The 24156-nt window shown below is 55.8% G+C and carries 38 protein-coding genes; 34 read left to right on the top strand and 4 right to left on the bottom strand.

Annotation, left to right across the window (positions count from 1 at the left end; genetic code table 11):
• From IR141_RS13270 to IR141_RS00805, 9 genes are read left to right on the top strand one after another with little or no spacing between them, the layout of a single operon-like run.
• Window positions 1-447, top strand: a complete 447-nt coding sequence (locus IR141_RS13270; RefSeq protein WP_228068101.1) for a hypothetical protein — start codon at window positions 1-3, stop codon at window positions 445-447.
• A 2-nt stretch (window positions 448-449) separates the two neighbouring features.
• On the top strand, window positions 450-704 hold the full coding sequence (locus IR141_RS00840; RefSeq protein ID WP_135033820.1) for a hypothetical protein: 255 nt from the start codon (window positions 450-452) through the stop codon (window positions 702-704).
• Window positions 701-889 carry a hypothetical protein gene (locus IR141_RS00835; protein ID WP_135033819.1) on the top strand — a complete coding sequence of 63 codons (189 nt, stop codon included), beginning with the start codon at window positions 701-703 and terminating at the stop codon, window positions 887-889. The genes IR141_RS00840 and IR141_RS00835 overlap by 4 nt, the downstream gene beginning before the upstream one ends.
• Complete coding sequence (locus tag IR141_RS00830; protein ID WP_135033818.1) at window positions 880-1092, top strand: hypothetical protein; 213 nt, start codon at window positions 880-882, stop codon at window positions 1090-1092. The genes IR141_RS00835 and IR141_RS00830 overlap by 10 nt, the downstream gene beginning before the upstream one ends.
• 1 nt (window position 1093) lies before the next feature.
• Window positions 1094-1774, top strand: a complete 681-nt coding sequence (locus IR141_RS00825; RefSeq protein ID WP_228068100.1) for a class I SAM-dependent methyltransferase — start codon at window positions 1094-1096, stop codon at window positions 1772-1774.
• Entirely contained in the window at window positions 1771-2265 is a 495-nt protein-coding gene (locus IR141_RS00820) for a hypothetical protein (RefSeq protein WP_135033817.1), read from the top strand. The genes IR141_RS00825 and IR141_RS00820 overlap by 4 nt, the downstream gene beginning before the upstream one ends.
• Window positions 2243-2698, top strand: a complete 456-nt coding sequence (locus IR141_RS00815; RefSeq protein WP_135033816.1) for a hypothetical protein — start codon at window positions 2243-2245, stop codon at window positions 2696-2698. Before IR141_RS00820 ends, IR141_RS00815 begins: the two co-directional genes overlap by 23 nt.
• Window positions 2699-2755: 57 nt before the next feature.
• Window positions 2756-3010: a hypothetical protein gene (locus tag IR141_RS00810; protein WP_135033815.1), complete on the top strand. Its 255-nt coding sequence runs from the start codon at window positions 2756-2758 to the stop codon at window positions 3008-3010.
• Entirely contained in the window at window positions 3003-3608 is a 606-nt protein-coding gene (locus IR141_RS00805; RefSeq protein WP_194198357.1) for a DUF3164 family protein, read from the top strand. The genes IR141_RS00810 and IR141_RS00805 overlap by 8 nt, the downstream gene beginning before the upstream one ends.
• 51 nt (window positions 3609-3659) lie before the next feature.
• On the opposite strand, the gene IR141_RS00800 is transcribed toward IR141_RS00805, so the two are convergent.
• From IR141_RS00800 to IR141_RS00790, 3 genes are all read right to left on the bottom strand, one after another.
• On the bottom strand, window positions 3660-3881 hold the full coding sequence (locus IR141_RS00800) for a hypothetical protein (RefSeq protein ID WP_135033814.1): 222 nt from the start codon (window positions 3879-3881) through the stop codon (window positions 3660-3662).
• 2 nt (window positions 3882-3883) lie between these two features.
• Entirely contained in the window at window positions 3884-4576 is a 693-nt protein-coding gene (locus IR141_RS00795) for a Rha family transcriptional regulator (RefSeq protein ID WP_167742960.1), read from the bottom strand.
• Window positions 4577-4679: 103 nt separating this feature from the next.
• On the bottom strand, window positions 4680-4859 hold the full coding sequence (locus tag IR141_RS00790; RefSeq protein WP_135033813.1) for a hypothetical protein: 180 nt from the start codon (window positions 4857-4859) through the stop codon (window positions 4680-4682).
• 427 nt (window positions 4860-5286) lie between these two features.
• Between IR141_RS00790 and IR141_RS00785 the strand changes: the two genes are divergently transcribed.
• The 13 genes from IR141_RS00785 to IR141_RS14130 all read left to right on the top strand — a co-directional run bounded on the left by IR141_RS00785 (window position 5287) and on the right by IR141_RS14130 (window position 12812).
• Complete coding sequence (locus IR141_RS00785) at window positions 5287-5745, top strand: gp16 family protein (RefSeq protein ID WP_135033812.1); 459 nt, start codon at window positions 5287-5289, stop codon at window positions 5743-5745.
• A complete protein-coding gene (locus IR141_RS00780) occupies window positions 5742-6083 on the top strand; it encodes a Mor transcription activator family protein (protein ID WP_135033811.1) in 342 nt (113 codons plus the stop codon). The genes IR141_RS00785 and IR141_RS00780 overlap by 4 nt, the downstream gene beginning before the upstream one ends.
• A 225-nt stretch (window positions 6084-6308) precedes the next feature.
• Entirely contained in the window at window positions 6309-7424 is a 1116-nt protein-coding gene (locus IR141_RS00775; RefSeq protein WP_135033810.1) for a 2-oxoacid:acceptor oxidoreductase, read from the top strand.
• A gap of 22 nt (window positions 7425-7446) precedes the next feature.
• On the top strand, window positions 7447-8391 hold the full coding sequence (locus tag IR141_RS00770) for a hypothetical protein (RefSeq protein WP_135033809.1): 945 nt from the start codon (window positions 7447-7449) through the stop codon (window positions 8389-8391).
• Between the two features lie 85 nt (window positions 8392-8476).
• Window positions 8477-8752, top strand: a complete 276-nt coding sequence (locus tag IR141_RS00765; RefSeq protein ID WP_135033808.1) for a Gp49 family protein — start codon at window positions 8477-8479, stop codon at window positions 8750-8752.
• Window positions 8745-9080: a capsid cement protein gene (locus tag IR141_RS00760; RefSeq protein WP_135033807.1), complete on the top strand. Its 336-nt coding sequence runs from the start codon at window positions 8745-8747 to the stop codon at window positions 9078-9080. Before IR141_RS00765 ends, IR141_RS00760 begins: the two co-directional genes overlap by 8 nt.
• A gap of 2 nt (window positions 9081-9082) precedes the next feature.
• A complete protein-coding gene (locus IR141_RS00755; protein WP_135033806.1) occupies window positions 9083-9355 on the top strand; it encodes a hypothetical protein in 273 nt (90 codons plus the stop codon).
• Window positions 9352-9801, top strand: coding sequence for a gp436 family protein (locus IR141_RS00750; protein WP_368665542.1), 450 nt, complete (start codon window positions 9352-9354; stop codon window positions 9799-9801). The genes IR141_RS00755 and IR141_RS00750 overlap by 4 nt, the downstream gene beginning before the upstream one ends.
• Window positions 9801-10307, top strand: coding sequence for a Gp37 family protein (locus tag IR141_RS00745; RefSeq protein ID WP_135033805.1), 507 nt, complete (start codon window positions 9801-9803; stop codon window positions 10305-10307). Before IR141_RS00750 ends, IR141_RS00745 begins: the two co-directional genes overlap by 1 nt.
• Window positions 10308-10311: 4 nt before the next feature.
• A complete protein-coding gene (locus IR141_RS00740) occupies window positions 10312-11706 on the top strand; it encodes a phage tail sheath subtilisin-like domain-containing protein (protein WP_135033804.1) in 1395 nt (464 codons plus the stop codon).
• A 10-nt stretch (window positions 11707-11716) separates the two neighbouring features.
• Window positions 11717-12235 (top strand): phage major tail tube protein, encoded by a 519-nt coding sequence (locus IR141_RS00735; protein ID WP_135033803.1) that lies wholly within the window; start codon window positions 11717-11719, stop codon window positions 12233-12235.
• Between the two features lie 153 nt (window positions 12236-12388).
• On the top strand, window positions 12389-12664 hold the full coding sequence (locus IR141_RS00730; RefSeq protein WP_135033802.1) for a phage tail assembly protein: 276 nt from the start codon (window positions 12389-12391) through the stop codon (window positions 12662-12664).
• A gap of 73 nt (window positions 12665-12737) precedes the next feature.
• Window positions 12738-12812, top strand: a complete 75-nt coding sequence (locus IR141_RS14130) for a hypothetical protein (protein WP_368665543.1) — start codon at window positions 12738-12740, stop codon at window positions 12810-12812.
• Here the strand turns inward: IR141_RS14130 and IR141_RS00720 are convergent.
• The gene (locus IR141_RS00720; protein WP_135033800.1) at window positions 12787-13098 is read right to left on the bottom strand and encodes a hypothetical protein; all 312 of its coding nucleotides are present in this window, start codon (window positions 13096-13098) and stop codon (window positions 12787-12789) included. The two genes, IR141_RS14130 and IR141_RS00720, sit on opposite strands and share 26 nt — an antisense overlap.
• Before the next feature lie 47 nt (window positions 13099-13145).
• Here IR141_RS00720 and IR141_RS00715 point away from each other — a divergent pair, with 47 nt between their 5' ends.
• The 12 genes from IR141_RS00715 (at window position 13146) to IR141_RS00660 (ending at window position 24156) form a co-directional block, all read left to right on the top strand.
• The gene (locus IR141_RS00715; RefSeq protein WP_135033799.1) at window positions 13146-15872 is read left to right on the top strand and encodes a phage tail tape measure protein; all 2727 of its coding nucleotides are present in this window, start codon (window positions 13146-13148) and stop codon (window positions 15870-15872) included.
• A complete protein-coding gene (locus IR141_RS00710) occupies window positions 15872-16768 on the top strand; it encodes a phage tail protein (RefSeq protein WP_135033797.1) in 897 nt (298 codons plus the stop codon). Before IR141_RS00715 ends, IR141_RS00710 begins: the two co-directional genes overlap by 1 nt.
• Entirely contained in the window at window positions 16765-16983 is a 219-nt protein-coding gene (locus IR141_RS00705; protein ID WP_135033795.1) for a tail protein X, read from the top strand. Before IR141_RS00710 ends, IR141_RS00705 begins: the two co-directional genes overlap by 4 nt.
• A complete protein-coding gene (locus IR141_RS00700) occupies window positions 16971-18074 on the top strand; it encodes a phage late control D family protein (protein WP_135033793.1) in 1104 nt (367 codons plus the stop codon). The genes IR141_RS00705 and IR141_RS00700 overlap by 13 nt, the downstream gene beginning before the upstream one ends.
• Window positions 18055-18684 carry a phage baseplate assembly protein V gene (locus IR141_RS00695; protein ID WP_135033791.1) on the top strand — a complete coding sequence of 210 codons (630 nt, stop codon included), beginning with the start codon at window positions 18055-18057 and terminating at the stop codon, window positions 18682-18684. The genes IR141_RS00700 and IR141_RS00695 overlap by 20 nt, the downstream gene beginning before the upstream one ends.
• 151 nt (window positions 18685-18835) lie before the next feature.
• Window positions 18836-19213, top strand: coding sequence for a GPW/gp25 family protein (locus IR141_RS00690; protein ID WP_135033789.1), 378 nt, complete (start codon window positions 18836-18838; stop codon window positions 19211-19213).
• Window positions 19204-20340, top strand: coding sequence for a baseplate J/gp47 family protein (locus IR141_RS00685; RefSeq protein ID WP_135033788.1), 1137 nt, complete (start codon window positions 19204-19206; stop codon window positions 20338-20340). The genes IR141_RS00690 and IR141_RS00685 overlap by 10 nt, the downstream gene beginning before the upstream one ends.
• A gap of 2 nt (window positions 20341-20342) precedes the next feature.
• Window positions 20343-20921 (top strand): phage tail protein, encoded by a 579-nt coding sequence (locus IR141_RS00680; RefSeq protein ID WP_135033884.1) that lies wholly within the window; start codon window positions 20343-20345, stop codon window positions 20919-20921.
• Window positions 20921-22573, top strand: a complete 1653-nt coding sequence (locus IR141_RS13265) for a phage tail protein (protein ID WP_228068099.1) — start codon at window positions 20921-20923, stop codon at window positions 22571-22573. The genes IR141_RS00680 and IR141_RS13265 overlap by 1 nt, the downstream gene beginning before the upstream one ends.
• A gap of 35 nt (window positions 22574-22608) precedes the next feature.
• Complete coding sequence (locus IR141_RS00670; protein WP_135033786.1) at window positions 22609-23331, top strand: tail fiber assembly protein; 723 nt, start codon at window positions 22609-22611, stop codon at window positions 23329-23331.
• Between the two features lie 73 nt (window positions 23332-23404).
• A complete protein-coding gene (locus tag IR141_RS00665; protein WP_135033784.1) occupies window positions 23405-23824 on the top strand; it encodes a hypothetical protein in 420 nt (139 codons plus the stop codon).
• Window positions 23825-23826: 2 nt separating this feature from the next.
• Window positions 23827-24156 (top strand): hypothetical protein, encoded by a 330-nt coding sequence (locus IR141_RS00660; RefSeq protein WP_135033782.1) that lies wholly within the window; start codon window positions 23827-23829, stop codon window positions 24154-24156.

Genomic DNA, 24156 nt, shown 5'->3' with positions numbered 1-24156 from the left:
ATGAAAGAACAATACGGCAGCCCGATATCGAAAGAGATGGTGCAACTGATAGTTACCAGTGTGCACGGAATGATCCAGGGCGAAGATGTGACCTATATGTGTGGATCAGCGATGGACGGCACGTTGATTGTGGTCGATGGCCGCACAGGTTTGGGTTATGCATTTGACCACCATGATTTGTTGCGGCTGGCAAAAGAAAACGATTGGGCGGAGCAAACCGAACCGAAATACGGCAAATTAATTGAGAGCGGCGCATTGTTTTTGCGTAAAGAAATCGCCACCGGCAGCATGGGCGGCAAAGAATACCTCATGCAAACAACTGCCACGGGAAACCAGATTATCGAAAGCAAAGCCACCGGCAAGCGGTTTATGCTGGATTGGCAGGATATTTTGAACTTAGCCATCGCGGGCGGTGTTGACGAATCAGACGAAGAAAGCGGGGAATAAAAATGGCGGATTTAATCGAAAAAACAGTTTTCGGGCTGGCAATCGCACTGGTGCTCGGCTGCCAAAGCAAGGCGGACGACCAACCTTACAGCCCGCCGCCCGCCCAGTATGCGGCTGAATACCGGGGCAGCGACGACACCGCCGCTCTGATGGCCGCCAAGCAGCGCGAAGCCGACGATGCGGTGCGCGAGATGCTTAAAGCCTACGAGCAAGAGGACTTTGATTGGGTGCGCGGCGATGCGGAGGCATACAAATGACACATATATCAGACCTGCTGGTAAGTCATTACCCGTGTTCTGCCGAATTTATCGCCGACGTGCTGCGTTGGCCGCTGGCGGAAGTGAAGGCGGAGTTGGCAAAAATGGAGCGTCGCGGCGAGATTGAAAGCCGCGTATCGGTAACGTATCGGTTGAGCGAGGAAGGGGAAAAGAAATGCGCGTAGAACGGGATTACAGCAACATCAAGGCCAAAGTTTGGCGCGAACGGGCAGGCTATCTCTGCTGCGAGCTGAACAGCACCAGCGGGCAGTTTATTCTGCTGATGGTATCGGCGGATAAAGCCGACACCGAAGCCGATGTGGTTCAGACAGCCTTGAGATGCCTGAGCAGTAATGATTTGGCGGCGGTGAAGCAGGAGGCGGCCTGAAATGAAAATATTAGACCCTTGCTGCGGCAGTCGCATGATGTGGTTTAACAAGCAAGACAGCCGCGCGTTATTTGGCGATAAACGCCGCGAACAGCACCTGCTGAAAGACCGTCATTACAAACGGGAACTAGAAATATCCCCTGATGTTAAGCTGGATTTTACTAATTTGCCATTTGCGAATGATTCTTTTGCGGTGGTGGTTTTTGACCCGCCGCATTTGGTTAGGGCAGGCTCAAAATCGTGGTTGGCAAAGAAATACGGTGTATTAGGAAATGACTGGAAAAGTGATTTGGAAAAGGGGTTTGCCGAATGCTTCAGGGTACTAAAACCTGACGGCCTGTTGGTTTTCAAATGGAATGAAAATCAAATAAGGGTTAAAGAGATTTTGACATTAACTGACCAAAAGCCCCTCTTTGGACATGTCAGTATGAGGCACAAGCAAAACCAAACGCAGACACACTGGATCGTGTTTTTAAAAGAAAGCCATATTGGAGACAGCAGAATGGAAGCAGAAGAATGGCAAAGAGAAAAAGAACATTTTGAGAAATGGGCGAGAAGTATAGGGGCGAATGATGAGCGATTGAAATGGGTAGATGTATGGGAGGGAGAGGGATATTACTTTCACTCCGAGATGGACTACGCTTGGCAAGGTTGGTTAGCAAAAGCGGAGAATGATTTATGAAAGTTAAATGCCCAAGCTGCGGAGCCAGCCTAAGCCTTGATGTGCTGATCGCCCACGACGAAGCCCGCACCGCGCTGGTGGCGTTATCGGGCATATCCGACGAGCTGGTGCGCGGCTGTTTGAAATACCTGACCCTGTTTAGGCCGTCTGAAAAGGATTTGACCTTTGCCCGCGTGGCCAAACTGGTGGGCGAGATTGCCCCGATGATTCGGGCCGGCGAAATCAGCCGTAACCGCTGCATCTACCCCGCCCCGCGCGAGGCTTGGATTTGGGCGTTTAACCGCTGCCTCGAAGCCCGCGATACGGGCAAGCTGAAACCGCCGCTGACCAGCCACGGCTACCTGCTCGAAAACATCACGTTTTGGTCGCCGGAGAAAACGGCGGTAACGGCAGGGGCGGCAGTTCGGGCCGAGTCAGCGGCAGAAACCAAACTCAGAAAAGGTGTAGGAAAGTTAATGGAGTGGTCAAATGAACAAGGAGAAGGAGGCTAGTTGGCTGAAAAAGGAAATCGGTGCGGGCTTTATGCTGCTTTCCGCGCTGAATTTAAAAGGACGCCCGGCTGCGGACGATTTAACGGCGGTGGCAAAAATATGGTACGGCCTGCTGCTCAGGCAAAAATGGCAGCCCGAGCGCGACATACCGAGGATTCGGGCGGCATTTGAAGCCATCGCGGCCACATCGGCGGAATGGCCCAACCCTGCGGAGTTTGCCCGGCACCTGCCCGAACCCGAAATCAAGATGGTGCCGAGGCTGGACAAGAAACACAAACCGACGGCATACGGCAAAGCCATGCTGGAAAAAGTGAAAGGCCGTCTGAAAGACGCGCCGGTCATGAACCGGGATTGGATACACGGCCCACAACACCGCTCGGTGGATGAATGCAAACGGATTTATGCCGCTAGGCAGAAAGAGAAGGAAAAATGAAAACCTATCAAATTGTATTAACTGAAGATGCCGTAAATACCTTGAAAGGAACAGAAAATGATTAAAAGAGAAGTTGTATTGGAAGATTTTTTAAAACCTGAGTTTAGAGGCAAAGATCCGAAAGATTATGAATTTAGAGGTGATGGGAAAATAGTTAGAAAAGACCGTTGGGAAAATGGTATTCATAAAATTCACAATATGCTAGTGGAAAACAATTTAATGCCAGACGAACCGGAGTTTGAAATCGCTCAGGTTGTTGAGGCTGTAGAACGACTGATAACAGCAAATGATGGAGGAAGCCAAAATGACTGACTTAAGCCAATACCGACAAGATGCCAAAGGCAACCTCGTGCCACTGGCCAACATCAAGGAAATCGACCTGCTGCGCGACGAGCTGGTTGTTGAAATCGCCGCTAAGGCAGCACAGGTGCAGGAGCATATCGCCGGTTTCAAACAGCATGCGATGGACGATATCGCCGCCTTTGTGCAGCTTTCCGCCGACCGCTACGACGTGAAGGTGGGCGGCAAAAAAGGCAACATCAGCCTACACAGTTTCGACGGCCGCTACTGCGTGAAGCTGGCGATGCAGGACACGCTGGTATTCGACGAGGGCTTGGTGGCGGCGAAAGCCTTAATCGACGAGTGTATCAACGAGTGGACGGAAGGCAGCCGCACCGAGCTGAAAACGCTGATTAACGCGGCGTTTCAGGTGGATAAAGAAGGCAATATCTCCACCGCCCGCGTGCTCGGCCTGCGCCGCCTGCAAATCAGCGACGACAAGTGGAAACGTGCAATGGACGCACTCTCGGACAGCCTGAAAGTGCATATCAGCAAGCCGTTTGTACGGGTGTACCGCCGCGATGATGCGGGCGATTATCAGTTGGTTAACTTGGATATTGCGAAAGTGTGAAACAAAATATAAAAAGGCCGTCTGACTTTTCAGACGGCCTTTTTATTGCGGTTAGGATTTACGGTTCAATTCATTGATGTTGAGAATAATATTTTCAAGGTCACGCACCATGATTTGGATAAATCCTGCCAAAGCGTCTCCTTTTCTGTCGTTAGACGGATTTTCATCAATCGCAAAACGCATACTTTCCAATGCATCCAACACCAGAGACAGATTACGGTAGTCTTCTTCGGCAAGCGGATAAACAAATTCACCGTTTATTTGTATAGCCATGATTATTCCCCTTTCTCTGCAATCTGCAAGGCTTCGATTAAGACATTGCGTTGGTCGTCAAGCTGTTGTTGCAACAACTTCATCGGGCTGGGCTTGGCCCATTCACCGCCAAATTCGTATTTGTCGTTGACCAGTGCATTCACGGCGGCTTTGGAAATGCCCAATTCGCGGGCGGCTTGGCTTTGGCTCAAGCCTGCGGCCACCAGCTTTTTAGCTGCCACCGCATGGTCGGGGCTGATGCGGGCGCGGGATTTTTGGTTGCGTTCCAACAGGTCGATGTAGCGGTGGGTAAGCTGGTTTTGCTGCAACACCACCGCCATGCCCTGCGCCAGCAGGCGCATATCGGCGGCCAGATCGGGCATACCCTGCGGCGCACGCGGGCGGGAGAGCTCGGCCTCCATCGCATTAAAGGCAGCGATATATTTCTCTTTCCACTGCGCCGCCTGCGTGCCGGTAAAGCCCATGCAGAGAAAAACGAAACCGTCGCGGGTAATTTCGTACATCGGCAGTTTTTTATTTTGGGAAGTCGTGTAGGAGGAGAGTCCAAAATTGGATTCTCTAAACTCATCGGAACAATCCAAATTTTCAATATCACGCAATACGTGAGCGTGTTTTTTACCGAAATGGTTTGAAACAGCGAGTGATGTAGTAATCAGGCGGTTGCCTGAAAGACGTACTAACGGTTGGGAAGACATGATAGAATGCCCTTTCTATTACGATAGGTGATAGACGCGGAAAGAGTGTTGGTAGCACTGCTTTCCACCTGTTCCGCCGATGCGTCAACATCGGCGGAATTTCTTACTTCATTTTTTCTCTTATGGTTTCTTTTACCCAGTTTGAGAAGTCGGTAATTTCTGTCTGCACAAAATCTACCAGTTCTTTTTCTTTCTCTAAATGGAAAGAAACTGTTTTTACAAGCCTTTTTTGGTCATACTTGCGCTGATATTCGGCCTGTTTCTTCGCTTTCTCATCGGGCATAGGCATACTCCTTGATTTTAAAAGCCGTTGTAGTAAAATAGCTTGTAAGAAAGGTGGGGCGAAAGGGGCGCGGTGTTCTGCCACCCCTTGTTATTTAATCAGCTTGCTTAATAAACTTGGCTAGAGCTTAAAAGCAGAATGATGAAAAAAATAACTTTCGCCATTTCTTCAAGCCTCCTTTCTATCTGATAAGCCCCCGAAGTTGCCGCTTCGGGGCTTTGCTTATCGGATAAGTGTATTATCTAGTATTACTAGATTTTAGTCAACTGTTTTTTACAAAAAATACAAACAAAGGCCGTCTGAAACGTTTCAGACGGCCTTTGTTTTATTTGAAAGAAATATCCCCCGCTGCTAGAATACTTTTATATTTTTGAAAATAAAAGATATTTTGTAACGTTGTTTCGCTGTGTGAAACATTGGGGGTAAAATGAAAGAAACCAAAGCACAGAAGAAGGCACGGCTGATTAAGCTTATCCATGTGGCCAAAGGCCAACTGATGATGGATGACGCGGCATACCGCACTTTGTTGGCCAATGCCTCGCGCGGCAAGACCAGCAGCAAGGCTTTGTCGGTCGATGAATTGGAGTGGGTGCTGCGGCAATTGAAGGCGCAGGGGTTTGTGGTGGCCACCAAAGCGCAGGCCAAGCAGGATAAGCCGGATATACCGGTTTACGATGCCGGCGGGCAAATCCGCAAAATCCGCGCGCTGTGGCTGCAGCTGCACGCAATGGGCGAAGTGAGAAATGCATCGGAACTGAGCTTGGCGCGTTTTGTGAAGCGCATGACGGGCGTGGATTACCACGGCTGGCTGGATGCGGATAACGCCTCAAAAGTTATCGAGCATTTGAAGCAATGGGTTGTGAGGGTTGGAGGAAACGTGGCATGACGGACAATCGAACGGCGGAGCTGATTGCCGACATGGAAGCGCAGATTGCTTCTTGTTTGGTGTCGTTGGCGAATATCGACAAACAGGCGGCGCGGGTAACGGCCAAACAGGTTTCCGGCCATTTGAGCCGACATTGGGGCGGGCAGCTGCTGTATTTCCCTAAGAACCACTTCGGGCGGCTGTCGGAGCGCGATGCGGAAATCTGGCGGAAGTTCAACGGCAAAAACCATGCCGCGCTGGCGCAGGAATATGATTTGACGATGCAGCAGATTTATAAAATCGTGCGCGACGCGGCAGAAGCCCACCGGGCGAAAAGCCAGATTGATATGTTTGCTTAGGCACGGTCAAATCGGAATGGCGGTCAGGTTTTGTCCTGACCGCTTTTATATTGCGTTTCTCCGCGCGGTCGAGGGTTTGCTTACCCCTGCATGAAAACGCGCTGAAAACGCGTTTTTTTCGGGCTGTTTCAGACGGCCTTGTTGCGGCTGTTTTTTAAAGCCGTTTAAAAGACCGTAAAACCGCATAAGGCGACAATCCCTGTCAAGCAACGCAGGGATTTTTTTATGGGCAAACTGTTTGAAATTTTTAAATCGGGCAAGCGCATGGGCGCGGACGGCACGCAGTGGAATATCACCGATGAAGATGTGCAACGGGCGGCCGAAGTGTACGACCCGAAGCTGCACGAAGCGCCGGTTGTTGTCGGCCACCCGAAGACGGACGCGCCCGCATACGGCTGGATTCCCAAACTCTCTGCTGAGAGCGGCAGCCTGTCGGCGGAGTTCGCGCAGATGGACGATGACTTCGCGGCGGCGGTTAAGGCAGGCCGCTATAAAAAGGTGTCGGCTTCGTTCTGGCCGCCCGGCCACCCCAACAACCCCGTGCCCGACAGCTACTACCTGCGCCATGTGGGCTTTCTCGGCGCGCACCCGCCCGCCGTTAAGGGTTTGCGCCAAATCGAGTTTGCCGACGGCGAAAGCGGGCTGGCGGAGTTTTCTGAGTATGCCCACCGCACTACGGCTTCGATTTTCCGCCATCTGCGCGATTGGCTGATCGAGCAATACGATATTGCCACCGCCAATCAGGTGGTGGCGGATTGGGAAATCCGCCAAATCGAAGAAGAAGCCGCCCGCAACAGCGATATCAATCCCAACCCGGCATTTGCCGAATCCGAAACCCAACCCCCTTTAAACAACCATGAACCGATTAAGGAGACCAATATGGCGACCGAAGAACAATTGGCAGCCGAAAAGGCCGCCCGCGAGAAAGCCGAGGCCGAGGCTGCCGCGGCAAAGGCGGAGCTGAAGAAGCTGCAAAACGAGCAGGAGCAAGACCTGCGCGATGCGTCGCATCAGAAAAACGCCGACTTTGCCGAAGGCTTGGTAAAAGCAGGCCGTCTGAAACCTGCCGACAAAGCGCTGGTGGTTCAGGCACTGGACTTTGCCGAATACCCCGGACACACCACCGCCGATTTCGGCGAAGGTGATGCGAAGAAGCCGCTGGGCGAAGCCTTGCGCGGGTTTTTGAACGCGGTGTTGCCCAAGCAGCTGCCTACGGGCGAGCTGGCCAAAGGTATGCCGCAGTTTGCCGAGGGCATGAGCCACCACGAACGCGCGCTGGGCTATCAGAAAGAACACGGCTGCAGCTATGAAGAAGCGGCGCGCCGCACCGCACAAGACTAACCTGTATCGAAAAGGAAACACAATGAGCAAACATTTGGCAGCGTTGCGCGAAAAAGACGAAGTGCTGACCCATTTGGCGGTCGGCTACCGTCAGGCCGGTTTTGTCGGTGAAAGAATCGCGCCGGTGGTGTACACCGAAAAAGAAGGCATCAAGGTGCCGGTGTTCGGCAAGGGCGCATTTGTCGAGTATGAAACCGAACGCGCGGTGGGCGCGGCCAGCAATGTGATTACGCTGGATCGCGGCAAGACTATGCCGGTGGTGCTGGAAGAGCACGATTTGGCGGCAGGCGTGGACTACCGCGAACAGCACGAAAGCCGCCACGACGAGAAAGCCAAGGCCGCACGCCGCGTAACTACGGGTATCCAACTCAAACAGGAACTGGAAATCGCCCGCCTGATTCAGGACAAGAGTGTTTATCAGGCAGGCCACACCGAAGACTTGGCCGCCACCGCCGCAAAGCAGTGGACGCATAAAGATTCCGACGTACAGGAGCTGCTTGAAGCAGCAAAAGAAAAGGTGCGTGCCGCCTGCGGCATCCGTCCGAATATTCTGGTGGTGGGCGCGCAGGTGTTGAGCAAGCTGCGTATGAACGAGGGTTTGCGCAGCAACCTCTCGGCCAACGACCGCAAGGTGCTGCTCAATATCGATATTCTGAAAAACCTGCTCGATGTGGACGACATTATCGTGGGTGAGTCGGTGTATGCCGAAAACAGCGGCAAGGCCACCAAAGACGTGTGGGGCAATTTTGCCGCCCTGATTGTGCGCCCGACCATTGTTTCAGACGGCAACGACGAAGGCCAAACCGGCTTTGCCTACACCTTCCGCCGCCGCGGTATGCCGGTTGTCGACCGCTATGACGGCGTGGGCGGCAAGGTCGAGTACGTGCGTTACACCGATATCCGTAAGGCTGCGGTGGTGGGCGGCGCATGCGGCTACCTATTCCAAAACCCGATTAAAACCGATTAACCGTTTGCAGGCCGTCTGAAATGAAGGAGTACACCGGTCTGCCATGCAGCGGCGAGTAGTTTCAGGCGGCCTTTGGAGAATAAAGATGACATTACAAGTGAAATTTGAAGACCTTGAAGCAAAAGGTGCGGTAGCGGAATACCACCGTATTGGCGAGACAACGACCATTGTTTGCTCGCTGACGCTGCCATCGGGTTTTGTGGTTATCGGCCAAGCATCGTGTATCAATCCGGATGTGTTTGATGAGCAGGCCGGTATCGAATTGGCTCACCAAGATGCTATGCGTAAGCTGTGGGAGCTGGAAGCCTACCGTGTAAAAGAAAACGCCTTTACGGCAGAAAAGGAGTCTGACAATGGCTAAACAAACCAAACAGGTCATTCTGACCACAACCGCCCGCACCACCGGCAAAGTGGTGGAAAACCGTTTTGTGACTTTTGCAGGCAAACAGGCCAAGGCCAATGAGGCCGTGCTGGGCGTGGCTATCCATAACGCCGAAGAAGGCGATTTGCTGGGCGTGGACATTGTCGGCATCGCGCTGGTGGAAGCCGGTGGCGAAGTGGCCGCGGGTGCGACGGTGTCTGCCGATGCACAGGGCTGTGCGGTGGCCGGTACGCAGAATGTAGCCGGCACGGCTGTCGGAGCGGCTGCCGCTGCGGGCGATTTAATCCGTGTGTTGTTGAAAGGTTAATCATGTCTTTAAAAACCTATACCGCCAAAACCCCGTTGATTATCGACGATGCAACGGGTCGTGAAGTCCGTATCGAAGCGGGCGAAAAAGTGGCATTGACTGCCGAGCAATATCAAGACGTTGCCGCCCATGTGGAGCCGGTTGAAGCGGCTGCGGAAGATGCTCCGGAAGAAACACCCGCACCGCCGGCGGCAGACACGCCCGAAGAAACACCGGAAGAGCCGGAGCAGGAAGAAGCCAAAACGGCGCGCAACCGCAAGCAAAAGGCGGAATGATGCGCTACATCACGCGTGATGATTTGGCCGCCGCCGTGAGTATGGCCGAGCTGGTGCAGTTAACCAACGACCAGATGAGCAACTACGGCATGGAAGAGCCGGACTGGAATATCGTCGACCGTGCCATCGTGTATGCCTCGGAGCTTATCGACGGCCATATCAGCGGCCGCTACGCGCTGCCGCTGGAACCGGTGCCGGGCATTCTGCCGCAACTGGCTACCGACATCGCACGGTTTTGGCTGCACCAACGCCGTATTAATACTGCGGACTTTCCGAAGCCGGTGCAGGCGGCCTACGACAACGCGCTTAAGATGCTGGCGTTTATCCGCGACGGAAAAATCCATCTCGGTATCCGCGATGTGGAAGAGCCGACCGGCCAACTCCAGCCCGAGCGCGGCGCATACCGTGTGCGGGCGGGAAATAAGCTGGACACTGAGGGCTATTGATGGCGGCAACCGTTCCCATTCTTCAGGCGGTGGTATCGTGGCTGCAGGACGAACTGCCCGATGCCGAAGTGCGGCTCTTCCCCGACGACCCCGCCACTTACCGCTTTATCCACCCCAAAGGGGCGGTGCTGGTGGGTTATCAGGGCAGCAAATTCGGCCGAATCGAGCAGCTGGGCGCGATTTCCCAGCAGCGCGTGATAACCCTGCATTTGACCGTTTTCGGGCGCGGGCTGCACAACGACGGCGCGGCGTTGGATTTGCTCGACCGCCTACGCTTGGCCGTGGCGGGCTACCAACCGCCGCACTGCCTGCCCTGCCACTTAATCAGCGAGCAGTTTTTAAGCGAAAACGCAGGCTCTTGGCAGTATCAGCTTTTGGTTCAGACCGAAACCCATCAGGTGCAGCAATGCCGCGCCGAACAAGCCCCGCTGTTTACCGCAGCCCGCTACCGCCGGGACGGCCAACCGCCCGAACCTGATTTAAAACCCAGACCCAAAAAGGAGTAACCCTATGGCAGCAGCCTTCCACCACGGCACCGAGACCGTCAAAATCGACGGCGGCTCCGTACCCGTTTATACCGTTGACGGCGCGATTACCGCCATCATCGGCACCGCCCCGGCAGGCACGGTCAATGAGTTGGCCGTGTGCCAAACCAAAAAAGACTTTGCCAAATTCGGCGGTGATCTGACCGGCGCGGGCTTCACCCTGCCCGATGCCGCGCACATTTGGACGCGCTACGGCAGCGGCGTCGCCTATGTGGTCAATGTGTGCGACCCGGCACGGCATAAAACCGCCGTGAGCAACGAAGCATTGACGGTAGACCCCGATACCCTGACCGCCCGTACGGCCAAACCGGCATTGCAGCGCGGCTATGCTTTGGTTGACGGCGGCAGCGCACTGACCGAAGGTACGCACTACACCATCAACACGCTCACGGGTGAGATTGTGTATAAAGCCAAGCCTACCGCCCCGAAAATCACTTATACCTACACCGACCCGGCCAAAGTATCCGAAGCCGACATTATCGGCGCTTATGTGGCCGCCACCGGCAAGCGCACCGGTATGGAGCTGTTGACGGAAGGCTTCAACCGTTTCGGCGCGGACGCCAAAATCCTGATTGCCCCGGGCTACGACAAAACCGCCGCCTGCGCCGCCGCGCTGACGGTGCTGGCCGACAAGCTCAAGGCCATTGCCTATATCGACGCGCCCAAAGGCACATCGTTGAGCAAAGCATTGGAAGGGCGCGGCCCCACCGGCACGATTAACTTTCAGACGGCCTCCGACCGCGCCCAACTGTTTTATCCACACGTTACCGGTATTCTGGGCATTGAAAGCCTCGCAACCCACGCGGCCGGCCTGCGTATGAAAACCGATGTGGAAAAAGGCTATTGGTGGAGCATTTCCAATAAGGATTTGCTGGGGGTAACCGATACCGAAGTGGGCTTGACCGCGCGTGCGGACGACCCGCAGAGCGAAACCAACCGCCTCAACGAGAAAGGCATCACCACCGTATTCAACAGCTACGGCACGGGCTACCGTATGTGGGGCAACCGCCTGGCCTGCTTCCCCACCGTGAGCCACATTAAAAACTTCGAGACCGCCCAGCGCACGGGCGACGTGATTGACGAGAGTATCCGCCGCGCCTCGCTGCAGTATGTGGACCGCCCGATTGACGATGCCCTGATTGACAGCTTGGTGGAAACGGTACGCACCTATCTGGGCACGCTGCAAAGCATTACCGGCTTCGAAGCAGGATTGGATTACGACTACGACTTGGCCGATGCCTTCAGCAAAGGCCAAGTACCGATTAAGTACGACTACACGCCCAAGCTGCCTGCCGAGCGCATTACCCACACATCGGTAATGACCCGCAAGTATCTGGTCAATCTCGTACCTGGTAAATAAGGAGAATTGAATGAGCGACTATATCCGCGCGATTTACAACGCCAACGTCTATATCGACGGCAACAACCATATGGGCAAAGCTTCCGAAGTGAAACTGCCCGACTTCGAGATTACCCAAGACGAATTTAAAGGCTTGGGCGTATGGGGCACGCTGAAGCTGCCCTCGGGTGCGGAAGCCTTGGAAGGCGAGATTACCTGGAACAGCCTGTACCCCGACGTGGCCGCCAAAGCCTACCACCCCTTCCGCGCCGTGCAGCTGATGATACGCGCCAACCAGCAGATTCACGATGCCCGCGGCCTGGTTAAAGAAGTGCCGGTGGTGACCACCATTACCGCCACCATGAGCAAGGCGGGTTTAGGCAACTTCAAGCACAAGGAGAAGTCTGAGCACAGCAGCACCTATCAGGCCACGGAAATCCGCCAAGTGGTGGAAGGCCGCGAAGTGCTGTATTACAACGCGATGAAGAATGTCTACCGCGTGAACGGCGAAGACGTGCTGTCGAATATGCGGAAAAACATCGGCGCATAGGCCGTCTGAAACAGCAAACACCCTGCTTTTTGGCAGGGTGTTTTTTAATGCCGTTTAAAAGGCACAGGCCGTCTGAAAGGCTAAGATAGCTCCGACCAATGCGGTATTGACCACGCCGGGCCGCACGGCGGTTTTTGAAAAAGGATTACAAAAATGAACGAAGCAAAACAACTTCAGGAAAAACTCGGCATCAGCCAAACCATCAAGCTGGTAGAGCCGATAACCACGCCCACCGGTGAAGTGCGCGAGATTACCGTGCGCCGCGTGCGCGTGAAAGACTACAAACAGGCGGCTGAGCGTTATCCGGATAACGGTGCGCTACAACAGATTTCCGTACTGGCTCAGGCTTCGGGCTTGATGGAAGAAGACTTTGAAAACTTGACATGGGCGGACTACAAAAAACTGGAGTCGTTTTGTATCGGCCATTGATTGGGAAACTTATTACCAAGCTGCCGCCGATTTGGCTTGGTGGTTCGGTTTTTCGCCTGCCGATATAGAAGAAATGCCACTTGATGAAATCGTCAAGTGGCAGGAGCAGGCAAACCGGCAGATTAAGGCGAAGTACGCAAAGTTTTAGCGGCAGCTTTGGCTTCTTTGGCGCGGGCGCGGTCATTTAAGTATTTCCGCCGCCCTCTCAGCCAAAGGGCAAACAGGAAAGAAATAGCTGTAATAACACCGCCCAAAATGGGTGCGGTAAACAGTAATAGAAGCAAGCCTAAAAAAACGGCTGCAAAAAAACTGCCTGATGCCAGCCAGAGTTGGATAAATCCTACCGTCAGCACGACAGCCATTAAAACGATAAAGGTGGCATATGTAACCGACGCTGTGAAGTCATTTTCAAAATCAAAATCAAAGTCAAACATTTCCGCTCTCCCCAAACATTTTCTTATTTTAAACGCAGGTTATCCGTATGGCAAAAGAATTATTGGTAGGCGTAGTCATCGGTGCAACACTCAAGGCAGGGTTCAGCAGCGTTTTCGACCGTGCGGAAAAAACCGCCAAAGCCTTGGGCAGCGAAATCAAAGCCGCCACCAAGGCCAACGAGGCGTTCGGCAAGTCCATACGCGCCCAAACGGCACTGAATCCCACCCGAAACCTGTCCCAACAGGCTGCGGCTTACGGCCGTCTGGAAATGCAGATTAAGCGGGCTACCCAAGCGCAGGACAAGCTGAATAAGGCTCTTGCATCGCAACGGGCGGGTTTTGAGAACCGCAGGCGGCTGCGCGGCGAGATGGTTGAAGCAGCCGGACACGCTGTTGTCGCAGCGGGGCCAATTGTGTCGTCAGTAAAGAAGTTTATGGAGCAGGAGAACGCATCGGCCGACTTGAAAATCGCCATGATGCGTAAAGACGGAACTTTCGGAAAATTTGCCGAAATCGACCGTCTGACCACCGAGTGGGGTGCGGCTCTGCCGGGCAATAAAACCGACTTTTCCAAAATGGCGCTCGATCTGAAAAGCCAAGGTATCTCGGACGACACCATTATCAACGGCGGCGGTTTGTCTACCGCCCGTCTGAACGTGGTAATGGGCATTCCGATTTCAGACGGCAGCTTCTTTGCCAAAAACATGGAAGCGCACGGCATCAAAGAGAGCGAACTGCTCAAATCAGCCGATTTAACCCAGCGTGCCTATTTTGCCGCAGGCCTTAAAAAAGACGATATGTTCGAGGCCATGAAATATTATGCGGGCAAGGCCAATACGCTGGGTTATACGGGCTTGGAGCATCAGAAAAAACTCTATGCCGTGGAAGGTATGGCGGCTACCAAAGGCATAGAAGGCTCTCAGTTCGGTACCAACTTAAACCAGTTCCTCGGCCAGCTCTCGAAGGGTGTGGGTACGCTCGAATATGCCCAAAAAGGTTTCAAGGGCGAAGTCAACCGCATGATGATTGATTCGGGAGCCAAGTTCGATTTCTTCAATGCGGACGGTTCGATTAAAGATTTGCGCGGTATCACTCAGATTCTTGAGAGCGAGTTTGCCAAAGTCCGCGCCAAATACGGGGAGAAAGGCGTACTCGACCTTTCCAATGCCATGTTCGGGGAACAGGGCGGACGGATTGCCGACATTCTGATTCAGTCGGGTGTGAAGGGTTTTGACGAGATGACGGCCAAGATGGACGCTCAGGCTTCGTTGGAAGACCGCATCAAAGTCAAAACAGACACGCTCTCTTCCGCCATCGAGGCATTGGGTGGTGCGGTTGAAAATACGGCAGCCCAGTTCGGTTCGGCGTTTGCACCTGAAATCAAAGCTGCGGCCGTCTTTCTTCAGGAGTTTGTTGAAAACAGAATCATGCCTTTTGTCATGGGAAACAAAGGGCTGATTAAGACGGTAGCCGGTGTGGCTGCAGGATTTTTTGCGATGAAGCTCGGTATTTTGGGTTTTATTTATTTCATGTCCATGGCCATCGCACCTGTTAAAGCATTCATGGTCGGCATCTACAAACTCAAGGCAATGGGGCAGATTTGGCAGCTGATGCAGATGGGCAAGATGACCAAAGGCGTTGCGTTCTTCAGAGCCATCGGTATGTCCGCCCAAACCGCCGCCAAGTCGGCAGGCCTGTTCGGGGCGATGTTGGGTAGGCTTCCGGGCATCAAGATGCTGGGCGGTTTGTTGGGCGGTGCAGGACGGGCAGTCATGATGCTCGGCCGTACCCTGTTCCTGACTGTTCCGGGCGTGGGTCTGCTGGCATTGGCGGCCGTGTTGGTTTACAAATACTGGAAACCGATTAAGGCGTTTTTTGCGGGTTTGTGGGACGGCCTGAAAAAAGGGCTGGCTTCCGTATCCCCCGCATTTGACGGGCTGTTGTCGGTCTTCTCCGGGCTGTGGACGAAAATACAACCGTTTGTGCAGCCGGTTATCGACTGGTTTAAAGATTTTTTCAGCATCTCACAAGTGGCCGAAGGCGGAGCGCGCAGTTTCGGCGAGTCAGTCGGTTTGTGGATTGGCGAAAAGGTTACCGCCGTTGCCGGGTTTGTAACGGGTAAAGTCGATGAAATCAAAACGGCATTTGACGGCGGCCTGAAAGGTATTCTGACACTGATTGTCAATTGGTCGCCGATGTCGGCGTTCTATGCGGCCTTCCGCACGGTGTTGGGCTGGTTCGGCGTTGAACTGCCTGCCAAGTTTACCAGCTTCGGCCAAATGCTGATTGACGGTTTGGTTAACGGCATCAAGTCGAAAGTCGGTGCGGCGATAGAGGCGGTAAGGAGCTTTGCCCAATCGGTTAAATCCGCATTCACACAGCCAACCGAAATCCGTTCGCCCAGCCGCATCTTTATACGTTACGGCGGTTGGATTACCGAAGGCTTATCACGCGGCATTTCCGCTACGGCAGACAAGCCTGTCGGAATGGCAGGCAAGATGGCAGGCCGTCTGAAAGAGCGTTTTGTCAACCGCAGCGGTACGCTGTCTGCCGACCTGTCTTCGCGTATGCGTGCCCAATCTGAAGAAACTGCTGCCGCACGATTAGGCGGCGGTGGCAGTATTACCGTGCATTTTAGCCCGACCATTAATGCGGCGGGCGGTGATGCCCTGCAAATCAAGGCATTGCTTGACCGTGCAAAAGAAGAGTTGCTGCGGGAGTTGCCGCGCCATTTGAAACAAATCCGACATGATGAATTACGGAGGGCTTATTAATGTATGCAATGCTGGGCGGTGTGCGCTTCGAGCCGTTAACGGGCTTCACTTCGCTGGAAGCGGAACATTCGGCAACCTTTGCCAAACACGATGTATTGCAGGGCAGGCCGCGTCTGCAGGCGGTGGGCAACGAGCTGTCGACCCTGCGGTTCAGCCTGAAACTGCATTGGCTGCTGGGCAACCCCGACGCGGCCTATCAGGGTTTGCTAGCCGCCAAAGAGAGCCAGCAGGCGCAGGCGTTGGTGTACGGCAGCGGGCGGTTTGCAGGCTGGTTTGTGATTGAGCGGCTGACGGAGCGCACGCTGGTTCAGGACGGCAAAGGCCGCACGGCGGCGCGCGAGTTGGATGTGGAGCTGACCGAGTTTGCGGGCGACCCGAACAACCCGCTGCCGACACCGGGCGTGATGAGCGGCGGTAAAAACCCGCTGTTGGCCTTGTTGCCCGAATCGGTGCAGGCGCAGGCTTCGGACATTATGCAGGCGGTTCGGAAAGGCGTGGAAGTATACCGCGAAGCGGAAAGCAGGCTGGCAGAACTGCAGCGCGTTGCCGCTGCCGCCAAAGACCTTAAAAACGACCCCGCCGCCCTGTTCGGCCTGATGGGCGATGCTTTGGGCAGCGGCTCGGAGATTCTGGCCAAGTTGGACGGCCTGCCGCAGGTTACGGAAATCTTCGGCAGGTTGGACGGCGCAGCGGTGTTTGCCGCACAAGCAGCGCAGGCCGCTTCCGATTTGGGCGTGGCGGTGGCCGGTATGCGTGCGGGTGTTGAAAACGACAGCTTCACGGGCAGGCTGGACGGCATCGCCACGGGCGTGGAGAGCGCGGCATCATCGCTGGCAGACGGCGCGGCCGCCGTGGAAACCTTAACGGCTTATCTTGCCTACCGGAGGGATATATGAGCGCGGTTATCCGCTACACCACCATCGACGGCGACCGCTGGGATTTGATTGCCCACAAACACTACGGCAACGCACTGCTGGTTGACGGCCTGATGGCGGCCAACCCGCACCTGCCGCTGGCCGAAGAGTTTAAAAGTGGCCTGACCGTGTTTGTGCCGGTGTTGGAAACCAAACCTAAAAACAGCCGGGAGGAGCTGCCGCCGTGGATGCGCTAGACGCTTTACTGAATCTGAACGGCTCGGGCGGTTTGGGCAATACCCACCCCGTTACCCGACCCGATTTCACGCTCAAGTACGAACAGAAAGACATCACGGGCGATGTGGAGCCTTATCTGCTCTCGATAGTTTATACCGATTATTTGGGCGGGCAGTCGGACGAGCTGGAGGTGGCGTTTGAAGACACGGACGGCCGCTGGCTGCGCGGCTGGTACCCCGAACAGGGCGACTCGCTTTCCCTGAGCATGGGCGACCGGTTCACGGGCTTGGTGGCGTGGGGCAGCTTTGAAATCGCCGAAATCGAATACAGCCTCCCGCCCAGCACGGTATCGCTGAAGGCCTTGGGTACGGGCATTACCAAAGCCAACCGCACCCTGCAGGCCAAGTCTTACGAAAAAACCACGCTGGCCAAAATCGTGCGCATGGTGGCAGGCCGTCTGAAACTGAAGGTAACGGTCGAGTGCGAACACATCGAAATCGAGCGCGTTACCCAGTATCAAGAGCGCGATATCGAGTTTCTGACGCGGTTGGCCAAACAGTACGGCCACACCTTTAAGATTGTCGGCGACACGCTGGTATTTATGAGTAATGCCAAGCTGGCCGAACGCGAGCCGGTGGCGGCTTTGAATCCGGCAGACATTATTGATATCCGCCTGCGCGACCTGATTAAGGGCGTGCCTGATAAAGCGGTGGTATCCGGGTATGACCCCAAAACCAAAACCAACCGCACCACGACACGCAAGGCCAAACCGCGCCGCAAAAAGGCCAAACACACCACATCCGGCGATACCCTCAAAATCATTGCCAATAAAGGCGAAAGCCAAGCTCAGGTTAACGCCCGGGCAGATGCCGCATTGGCTGCCGCCCAAGACGAGCAATGCGCAGGGAACGTGACCATATTCGGCCATGCCAAGTTAGTGGCCGGTCAAGTGATATTGCTGCAAAACCACGGCAAATTCAGCGGCCGTTATCTGGTTAAGCAGGCACGGCACCGATACGACCGCCGCAGCGGCTATACCACCGACCTTGAAATCAAAATGCTGGAATATATCCCGGAAGAGAAAGCAACCGATGATGCTGCCCAATCATGATTTTACCGCCACGCTGCAATTCGGCATCGTCTCGGCCGTTGACGAAGCCGCCCACACTCTGCGCGTGCGTTTGCCCGCGCTGGAAAATATGGAAACCGACTGGCTGCCCATGATTACGCCCGCGTCGGGTGGCAATCAGTTTTACAGCCTGCCCGACGAAGGCGAGCAGGTGGCGTGCCTGCTCGATGCGCGCGGCGAAAACGGCGTGGTGCTGGGCGCAACCTATAACGCGGCCGATACGCCGCCCGTGGCCAGCAAGGATATGTGGGTGCGGCGGTTTAAAAACGGCACGGTGATTAAGCATAATAGGGAAAATGGGCAGGTTACCGTGGATACGCCGGGCGATGTTTTGATTAAGGCTGCAAAGCAAGTCAAAATAAATACGCCTTATACTGAAATCAGCGGCAATACAAACATCTTGGGACATCTGACCTACAGTAGCGGCTTGTCTGCCTCCAATGGGGGCGGGGGTCATGCCGCCGAGATAGACGGGGTCGCAAATGTGCAAGGAGACATCATTTTAAACGGTATCAGCCTGAAGCGGTTTGTGGAAGAACATACCCACCCTGATTTAACCAGCGGCGGCAATACGGGTGCTCCCAATAAATAAATGTTAAATATCGTGCAAAACTGAGCCAGGGAAACGGGGAGTTGTGCTCCAAAATTGAGCCACTCTCCGTTAGTTTTTAAACCGCTTTAAAAGCCTTTCAGACGGCCTTCCATCACAATTCCCGCATTCATTGACGATGCGGGCATTTTTTATGCACTTCCAAACCCCTGTTTCCAAACACTGGCAGCTCGCCCCCGAGGGCGGCGGCCTGGTGCAGGGTGCGGACGACATCAACCTGTGCATTCTCAATATTTTGTCCACCCGCAAGGGGTCGGACGTAACCCGCCCCGCATTCGGCAGCAACCATTTCGACTATATCGACACCCCCGAAGACGTGTTTGTCCCCAACGCCGTGCGTGAAGTGATGCTGGCCGTGAACACATGGGAAAAACGCGCCGTAGTCGAGCGTGTCGGTTTTGAAAACCGCGCCCCGCACATCGTGATGACGGTGTTTTGGCGGGTGGCGCAAGACGTGTCGGGCGAGATTTACAGCACGGCCGTGAATGTGGAGCGTGCAGCATGGATTTGAGCAAACTCAAGCGCGAAGACGTGAAAGTGGTGGAGGACGGCTTGGCCGAAGTGCTGGCCGAGACCATCGCCGACTACGAAAAGCGCACCGGCAAAGTGCTTCAGCCCGCCCATATCGAGCGGTTGCTGATTAACACCTATGCCTACCGCGAACATCTTACCCGTAAGGCTTTTAACGAGGCCTACCGCCAGCAGCACCCGCGTTTTGCCACGGGGCTGATGCTGGATTTGTGCGGCGACGATGTGAACACGCCGCGCCTTCAGGCTTCGGCAGCCCGCTGCACCGTGCGTTTCAGCGCGGCTTTGGGCGGCAGCCGCACGGCCTATATTGCCGTAGGGACGAAAGTGGCGGCGGGCGATGTGGAATTTGCCGTTACCGAAGCCGGAACGCTGGACGCAGGCCGGGCCTTTGTCGATTTACAGGCCGTCTGCACCCAAAGCGGTACGGCGGGCAACGGCTGGTCTGCCGGACAGGTCAACGGCACGCTGAATATCGGCGGTGTCGAAGTGAAGGCCGCCAATATTACCGTGCCTTCGGGCGGTGCGGACGTGGAATCGGACGAAGCCTACCGCGTGCGGATTCTGCTCGCGCCGGAGAGCTTCTCCGTGGCCGGTCCCGTCGGCTCATATGAATACTTCGCCCGCCGCGTCAACCCGACCATCTGCGATGTTTATGTCGACCACAAGCGCACACCGGCGGGCGCCCCCATCGGCGGGCAGGTGGAAATAACCGTGCTGACCACGGACGGATTGCCGTCTTCCGAGCTGGTTAACGAAATCACCCGCGCCCTGTCGGACGAGCGCGTGCGCCCCCTATGCGACACGGTAACCGTTACCGAACCGGCGGCGGTCGATTACCGGCTCGATGCCGAGCTGGTGCTGTTTGAAGGAACGAACCAAGACGAAGTGCTAGCTGCGGCTCAGGCGGCATGGGCGGCTTACGAAGCAGGCCGCCGCCAAAAGCTGGGGCTGGACGTGGTGCCGATGGATATTCAGACGGCCTTAAAGGTCGGCGGCGTGTACAACGTGGTGCTGCACAACCTGCCGTTAACAACGGTTAAGGCCAACCAATGGGCGCGTTGTACGTCCGTCCGCATCCGCGCCGCCGCGCAGACGGCCGAGGGTTAAACATGGCCAAACTCAGCTACGCCGCCGTAATCGAACGCGACCAACGCTACACAATGCTGGCCGATTTGGGCCTGCGCCTGAATGCGGCCGACACGGCCAAACTGATGCCGCGCCTTATCCATTTGGTTGCGCCCGAACATTTGGAGCTGTTGGCCGAGAGCCGCAGCATACTCGGGGCGGACGGCTACTGGCTGGCCGAATCCGACCAGATGCGCCGCCGCCTGATTAAAGGCGCGTACCGACTGCACCGCCATAAAGGCACGCCGTGGGCAATCCGCGAAATCGTACGCCGCCTGGGCTTCGGCGAAGTGCAGATTATCGAAGGCATGGGCAACAAACGGCACGACGGCGAAATCACCCGCAACAGCCGCTACGCCCACGGCCACAGCGACCGCTGGGCACACTACCGAATCATTATAGCCAACGTGATTACCAACGACCAGGCCGCCTTGCTGCGCCACACTTTAAAGGCGTTCGCGCCCGCCCGCTGCGTGCTGGCGGCATTGGACTACCAGGCATCGGCTTTAAGGCACAACGGCCGCGCCACCCGCGACGGCCAATTTAACCGAGGAACCGCATAATGGCGAATTTAGTAGAGACCAACCGCTGGGAAGCGGGCATTTATCAGTTTGAAACCTCCGACCCGGTAATGGGCGGCCCCAACGGCATCGACAACCGCCCGACCCGCGAGCTGGCCAACCGCACGCTGTGGCTGAAAACCGAGCTGGCCAAGGCCGTGGCCGGCATCGGCGCCAACAAGTCCGCTGCCGACAATGCTTTGGCACTCAAAGCCGACAAAGCCCGCCGGCTGGTTGCGGGGGCGGGCTTGACCGGCGGCGGCGACTGGAGTGCCGACCGCTCCGTTTCGCTGGCGGTGCCCTCCACCCTGAACGGCGGCACCCGCAACTGGGCGGGCAACGGCGCCACCGGCCATACCCACGAATTAGCCAAAGCCACGCCCACGGTGGCGGGCGTGGCCAAACTGGTCAATGCATTGGACGTTTCGGCTGAAGATGCCGCGCTTTCGGCAAAAATGGGTAAAAAACTATATGAAGAAAAACTGCCTAAATCGGACCTGAAATTTTCGCGGATGCCGGTTTTGGCGGGGTCGGCCGGGGTCGATTTGGATTTGAGCAGCCGCCAAAGCATTATGGATTTTCTCGGCGACCATTATATTAATAACGGCTGCATGCAAATCGTCCTGCATAACACCGAGGCAAAACACAATATCCGCGGCCTGCCGGTTCCCGACAAAAGCCCTGTCCAACTCGATTTATACCTGATGGGCGGGTATTCCTTTATCGACTGCCATTACCCCGCCCGCGGCCGCAGCTTCCGTGCAGCAATTAACTGGAACAACGCGGCCTTGGTGTTGAATTGGGTAGAAAACTCAACCGCCGCCAACAGTGTAATGCTCGTCGGCAACCAAACCGTAGCCGGCATGAAAACATTCGCGGCCCGTTCCGATTTTGCCGCCGGCATCCGCTTTTCCGCAGCCAGCAAAGACGGCTGGGCGGAGTTGGGAATGGGGCCGTCCGACATCTACCTGCGCAATCCCGCCAGCCGCAAAGTATTACAGCTCAAAGACGACGGCAGCCTGGCGTACAGCAACGAAAAAATCCTGCTGGCCGGCGACAAGTCCGATGCCGTCAACCTTGCCGACAGCAACAAACTGGCAACGTCAAAAGCCGTCAAAACCGCTTACGAACGCGGCAGCACCGCCCTGCAGGCCGCCGGTCAGGCCGCACCGTCGGGAACCGTTGCCTATTTCGCCGGGGCAGCCGCCCCCGCCGGCTGGCTCAAAGCCAACGGCGCGGCGGTATCGCGCACCGTCTATGCCGCCCTGTTTGCCGCCATCGGCACCATCTACGGCGCGGGCGACGGCCGCACCACCTTCAACCTGCCCGACCTGCGCGGCGAGTTCGTGCGCGGCTACGATGACGGCCGCAATATCGACCGCAACCGCGCCTTCGGTTCGCGTCAGGACGATGCTTTCCAAGGCCACGCCCGCAATCTCAAACGCAGCCAAAGCGATGCGCGCATGCACGGCGTTAACTATTTTCAGAATGTCGAGATAAACAGCAACCAGCATAGTCCTGCACCCGCTACAGTAAATTCAGGCGATAACTGGTTAACCGAAGACTATTTGCAACATAAAAACTACGGTACGCCGCGCGTGGCCGCCGAAACCCGCCCGCGCAACCTTGCCCTGCTGGCCTGTATCAAGATTTAAGGCCGTCTGAAACACATCTGTAAAAAGGAAACGATATGACACAAATCCAATGGACAAAACCCGTCTGCCAGCTTGATTCAGACGGCCTCTATCTCGGCCAAACCGAGGCCGAACTCGACATCTACGCCCGCGACGGCAGCTACATCATGCCGGGCGGCTGCATCGACGCCGAGCCGCCGCAGCCGCACGAAGGCCGCGCCGCCCGCTGGACGGGTAGCGGCTGGGAATACCTGCCCGACCACCGCGGCCAAACCGCCTACCGCACCGTTGACGGCCAAGCCGTGGTAGTGGAAGCCGTCGGCGCGCTTTCAGACGGCCTCACGTTCGACGCCCCGCCCGGCCCCGCCCACACGTGGGACGGCAAAGGATGGACGCTGACCAAAGAAGCGCAGGCGGCGCAACTCGAACAGGCCAAGGCCGCCAAGCTGGCCGAAGTCAATGCCGCCGCACAGACGTTTGTCAGCCGGGCGGCCGGTTTGGACAAGCTGCCCAAGTTCGAAGTGGAAACGTGGACGATACAGGCATTGGAAGCCAAAGCATGGAAGGCAGACCCCGATGCCGCCACACCGACTTTAAACACCATCGCCCAAGCCCGCGGCGTGCCTGCAGACGTGCTCAAGCAGAAAGCCTACGGCAAGGCCGTCAAGTTCGAGCTGCTGACCGCCCGCACGGCCGGCCTGCGTCAGGCGGCCGAAGACAGAATCAAGGCCGCGCAAACGCTTGAAGACGTGGCCGCCGTTGCCTTTTCCGCCGCATGATTTTTAAAGCGCATTAATATCTGTTTCTCTTCAAGCCGCTTAATATCCCTGCAACTTATGCAGGGATTTTTTTATGAAAGTGGCGTTTTATAAGGGTACTTTGCCCGGCTGGCGCGGCTGGTTCAGCCGCTTGGTGCGTTTCGCCGACCGCGGGCCGTACAGCCATTGCGAAGTGGTATTTTCAGACGGCCTGTGCGCTTCGGCCAGCTGGTACGACGGCGGCGTGCGTTTCAAGCGTATCGATTTCAACCCCGAACATTGGGATTTTGTGGAAGTCTGCAGCGGTTTGAAGCATGAGACCAGTGTTCGCGACTGGTTCGCGCGGCGGAGAAGAGAGCGGTATGACCTGCGCGGCAGTTTGGGCGTGGTATTCCGTCCGGTAAAAGGCTCGCCGCGCCGCTGGTTTTGCAGCGAAGCCGTAGCTTGTGCTTTGGGGTTTCCCGAGCCGCACCGTATCAGCCCCAATCTGCTTGCCGCTTTATTGAAAGGTTGAAAATGGTAAGGCTGGACATCGAACTGATACGCGACGATAAACAGAGCATCGTTTTGGAACTGGTGGATTCAGACGGCCTCACCATCGACCCGGCCGCGCTCGAGCGCATCGAAATGTGGGTCAAGCCGCCTTTTCAGGACAAGCTCTACCCGGATATTTCGGTTCGCCCTGCCGATGCCTTCAACGGTTTGGGCAAACACCTGCTCGTTACGTTCGGCCACGGGCTGTTGGCCAAACAGATGTGGACGCAGGCACGCTACGGCATCGTGGTTACCCACGGCAGCGACGGGCCTAAAACCGTTATCGGCGGCAAAATCATCAGGATATATTGA

Origin of the sequence: Neisseria sp. 19428wB4_WF04, from assembly GCF_015235335.1 — a bacterium.
Taxonomy (GTDB): Bacteria; Pseudomonadota; Gammaproteobacteria; order Burkholderiales; family Neisseriaceae; genus Neisseria; species Neisseria musculi.
This window is presented reverse-complemented; position numbering and strand designations above follow the sequence as displayed.

Coding starts and splice junctions, on each gene's coding strand:
- IR141_RS13270 (WP_228068101.1), top strand. CDS start 1: ATGAAAGAACAATACGGCAGCCCGATATCGAAAGAGATGGTGCAACTG.
- IR141_RS00840 (WP_135033820.1), top strand. CDS start 450: ATGGCGGATTTAATCGAAAAAACAGTTTTCGGGCTGGCAATCGCACTG.
- IR141_RS00835 (WP_135033819.1), top strand. CDS start 701: ATGACACATATATCAGACCTGCTGGTAAGTCATTACCCGTGTTCTGCC.
- IR141_RS00830 (WP_135033818.1), top strand. CDS start 880: ATGCGCGTAGAACGGGATTACAGCAACATCAAGGCCAAAGTTTGGCGC.
- IR141_RS00825 (WP_228068100.1), top strand. CDS start 1,094: ATGAAAATATTAGACCCTTGCTGCGGCAGTCGCATGATGTGGTTTAAC.
- IR141_RS00820 (WP_135033817.1), top strand. CDS start 1,771: ATGAAAGTTAAATGCCCAAGCTGCGGAGCCAGCCTAAGCCTTGATGTG.
- IR141_RS00815 (WP_135033816.1), top strand. CDS start 2,243: ATGAACAAGGAGAAGGAGGCTAGTTGGCTGAAAAAGGAAATCGGTGCG.
- IR141_RS00810 (WP_135033815.1), top strand. CDS start 2,756: ATGATTAAAAGAGAAGTTGTATTGGAAGATTTTTTAAAACCTGAGTTT.
- IR141_RS00805 (WP_194198357.1), top strand. CDS start 3,003: ATGACTGACTTAAGCCAATACCGACAAGATGCCAAAGGCAACCTCGTG.
- IR141_RS00800 (WP_135033814.1), bottom strand. CDS start 3,881: ATGGCTATACAAATAAACGGTGAATTTGTTTATCCGCTTGCCGAAGAA.
- IR141_RS00795 (WP_167742960.1), bottom strand. CDS start 4,576: ATGTCTTCCCAACCGTTAGTACGTCTTTCAGGCAACCGCCTGATTACT.
- IR141_RS00790 (WP_135033813.1), bottom strand. CDS start 4,859: ATGCCCGATGAGAAAGCGAAGAAACAGGCCGAATATCAGCGCAAGTAT.
- IR141_RS00785 (WP_135033812.1), top strand. CDS start 5,287: ATGAAAGAAACCAAAGCACAGAAGAAGGCACGGCTGATTAAGCTTATC.
- IR141_RS00780 (WP_135033811.1), top strand. CDS start 5,742: ATGACGGACAATCGAACGGCGGAGCTGATTGCCGACATGGAAGCGCAG.
- IR141_RS00775 (WP_135033810.1), top strand. CDS start 6,309: ATGGGCAAACTGTTTGAAATTTTTAAATCGGGCAAGCGCATGGGCGCG.
- IR141_RS00770 (WP_135033809.1), top strand. CDS start 7,447: ATGAGCAAACATTTGGCAGCGTTGCGCGAAAAAGACGAAGTGCTGACC.
- IR141_RS00765 (WP_135033808.1), top strand. CDS start 8,477: ATGACATTACAAGTGAAATTTGAAGACCTTGAAGCAAAAGGTGCGGTA.
- IR141_RS00760 (WP_135033807.1), top strand. CDS start 8,745: ATGGCTAAACAAACCAAACAGGTCATTCTGACCACAACCGCCCGCACC.
- IR141_RS00755 (WP_135033806.1), top strand. CDS start 9,083: ATGTCTTTAAAAACCTATACCGCCAAAACCCCGTTGATTATCGACGAT.
- IR141_RS00750 (WP_368665542.1), top strand. CDS start 9,352: ATGATGCGCTACATCACGCGTGATGATTTGGCCGCCGCCGTGAGTATG.
- IR141_RS00745 (WP_135033805.1), top strand. CDS start 9,801: ATGGCGGCAACCGTTCCCATTCTTCAGGCGGTGGTATCGTGGCTGCAG.
- IR141_RS00740 (WP_135033804.1), top strand. CDS start 10,312: ATGGCAGCAGCCTTCCACCACGGCACCGAGACCGTCAAAATCGACGGC.
- IR141_RS00735 (WP_135033803.1), top strand. CDS start 11,717: ATGAGCGACTATATCCGCGCGATTTACAACGCCAACGTCTATATCGAC.
- IR141_RS00730 (WP_135033802.1), top strand. CDS start 12,389: ATGAACGAAGCAAAACAACTTCAGGAAAAACTCGGCATCAGCCAAACC.
- IR141_RS00720 (WP_135033800.1), bottom strand. CDS start 13,098: ATGTTTGACTTTGATTTTGATTTTGAAAATGACTTCACAGCGTCGGTT.
- IR141_RS00715 (WP_135033799.1), top strand. CDS start 13,146: ATGGCAAAAGAATTATTGGTAGGCGTAGTCATCGGTGCAACACTCAAG.
- IR141_RS00710 (WP_135033797.1), top strand. CDS start 15,872: ATGTATGCAATGCTGGGCGGTGTGCGCTTCGAGCCGTTAACGGGCTTC.
- IR141_RS00705 (WP_135033795.1), top strand. CDS start 16,765: ATGAGCGCGGTTATCCGCTACACCACCATCGACGGCGACCGCTGGGAT.
- IR141_RS00695 (WP_135033791.1), top strand. CDS start 18,055: ATGATGCTGCCCAATCATGATTTTACCGCCACGCTGCAATTCGGCATC.
- IR141_RS00690 (WP_135033789.1), top strand. CDS start 18,836: ATGCACTTCCAAACCCCTGTTTCCAAACACTGGCAGCTCGCCCCCGAG.
- IR141_RS00685 (WP_135033788.1), top strand. CDS start 19,204: ATGGATTTGAGCAAACTCAAGCGCGAAGACGTGAAAGTGGTGGAGGAC.
- IR141_RS00680 (WP_135033884.1), top strand. CDS start 20,343: ATGGCCAAACTCAGCTACGCCGCCGTAATCGAACGCGACCAACGCTAC.
- IR141_RS13265 (WP_228068099.1), top strand. CDS start 20,921: ATGGCGAATTTAGTAGAGACCAACCGCTGGGAAGCGGGCATTTATCAG.
- IR141_RS00670 (WP_135033786.1), top strand. CDS start 22,609: ATGACACAAATCCAATGGACAAAACCCGTCTGCCAGCTTGATTCAGAC.
- IR141_RS00665 (WP_135033784.1), top strand. CDS start 23,405: ATGAAAGTGGCGTTTTATAAGGGTACTTTGCCCGGCTGGCGCGGCTGG.
- IR141_RS00660 (WP_135033782.1), top strand. CDS start 23,827: ATGGTAAGGCTGGACATCGAACTGATACGCGACGATAAACAGAGCATC.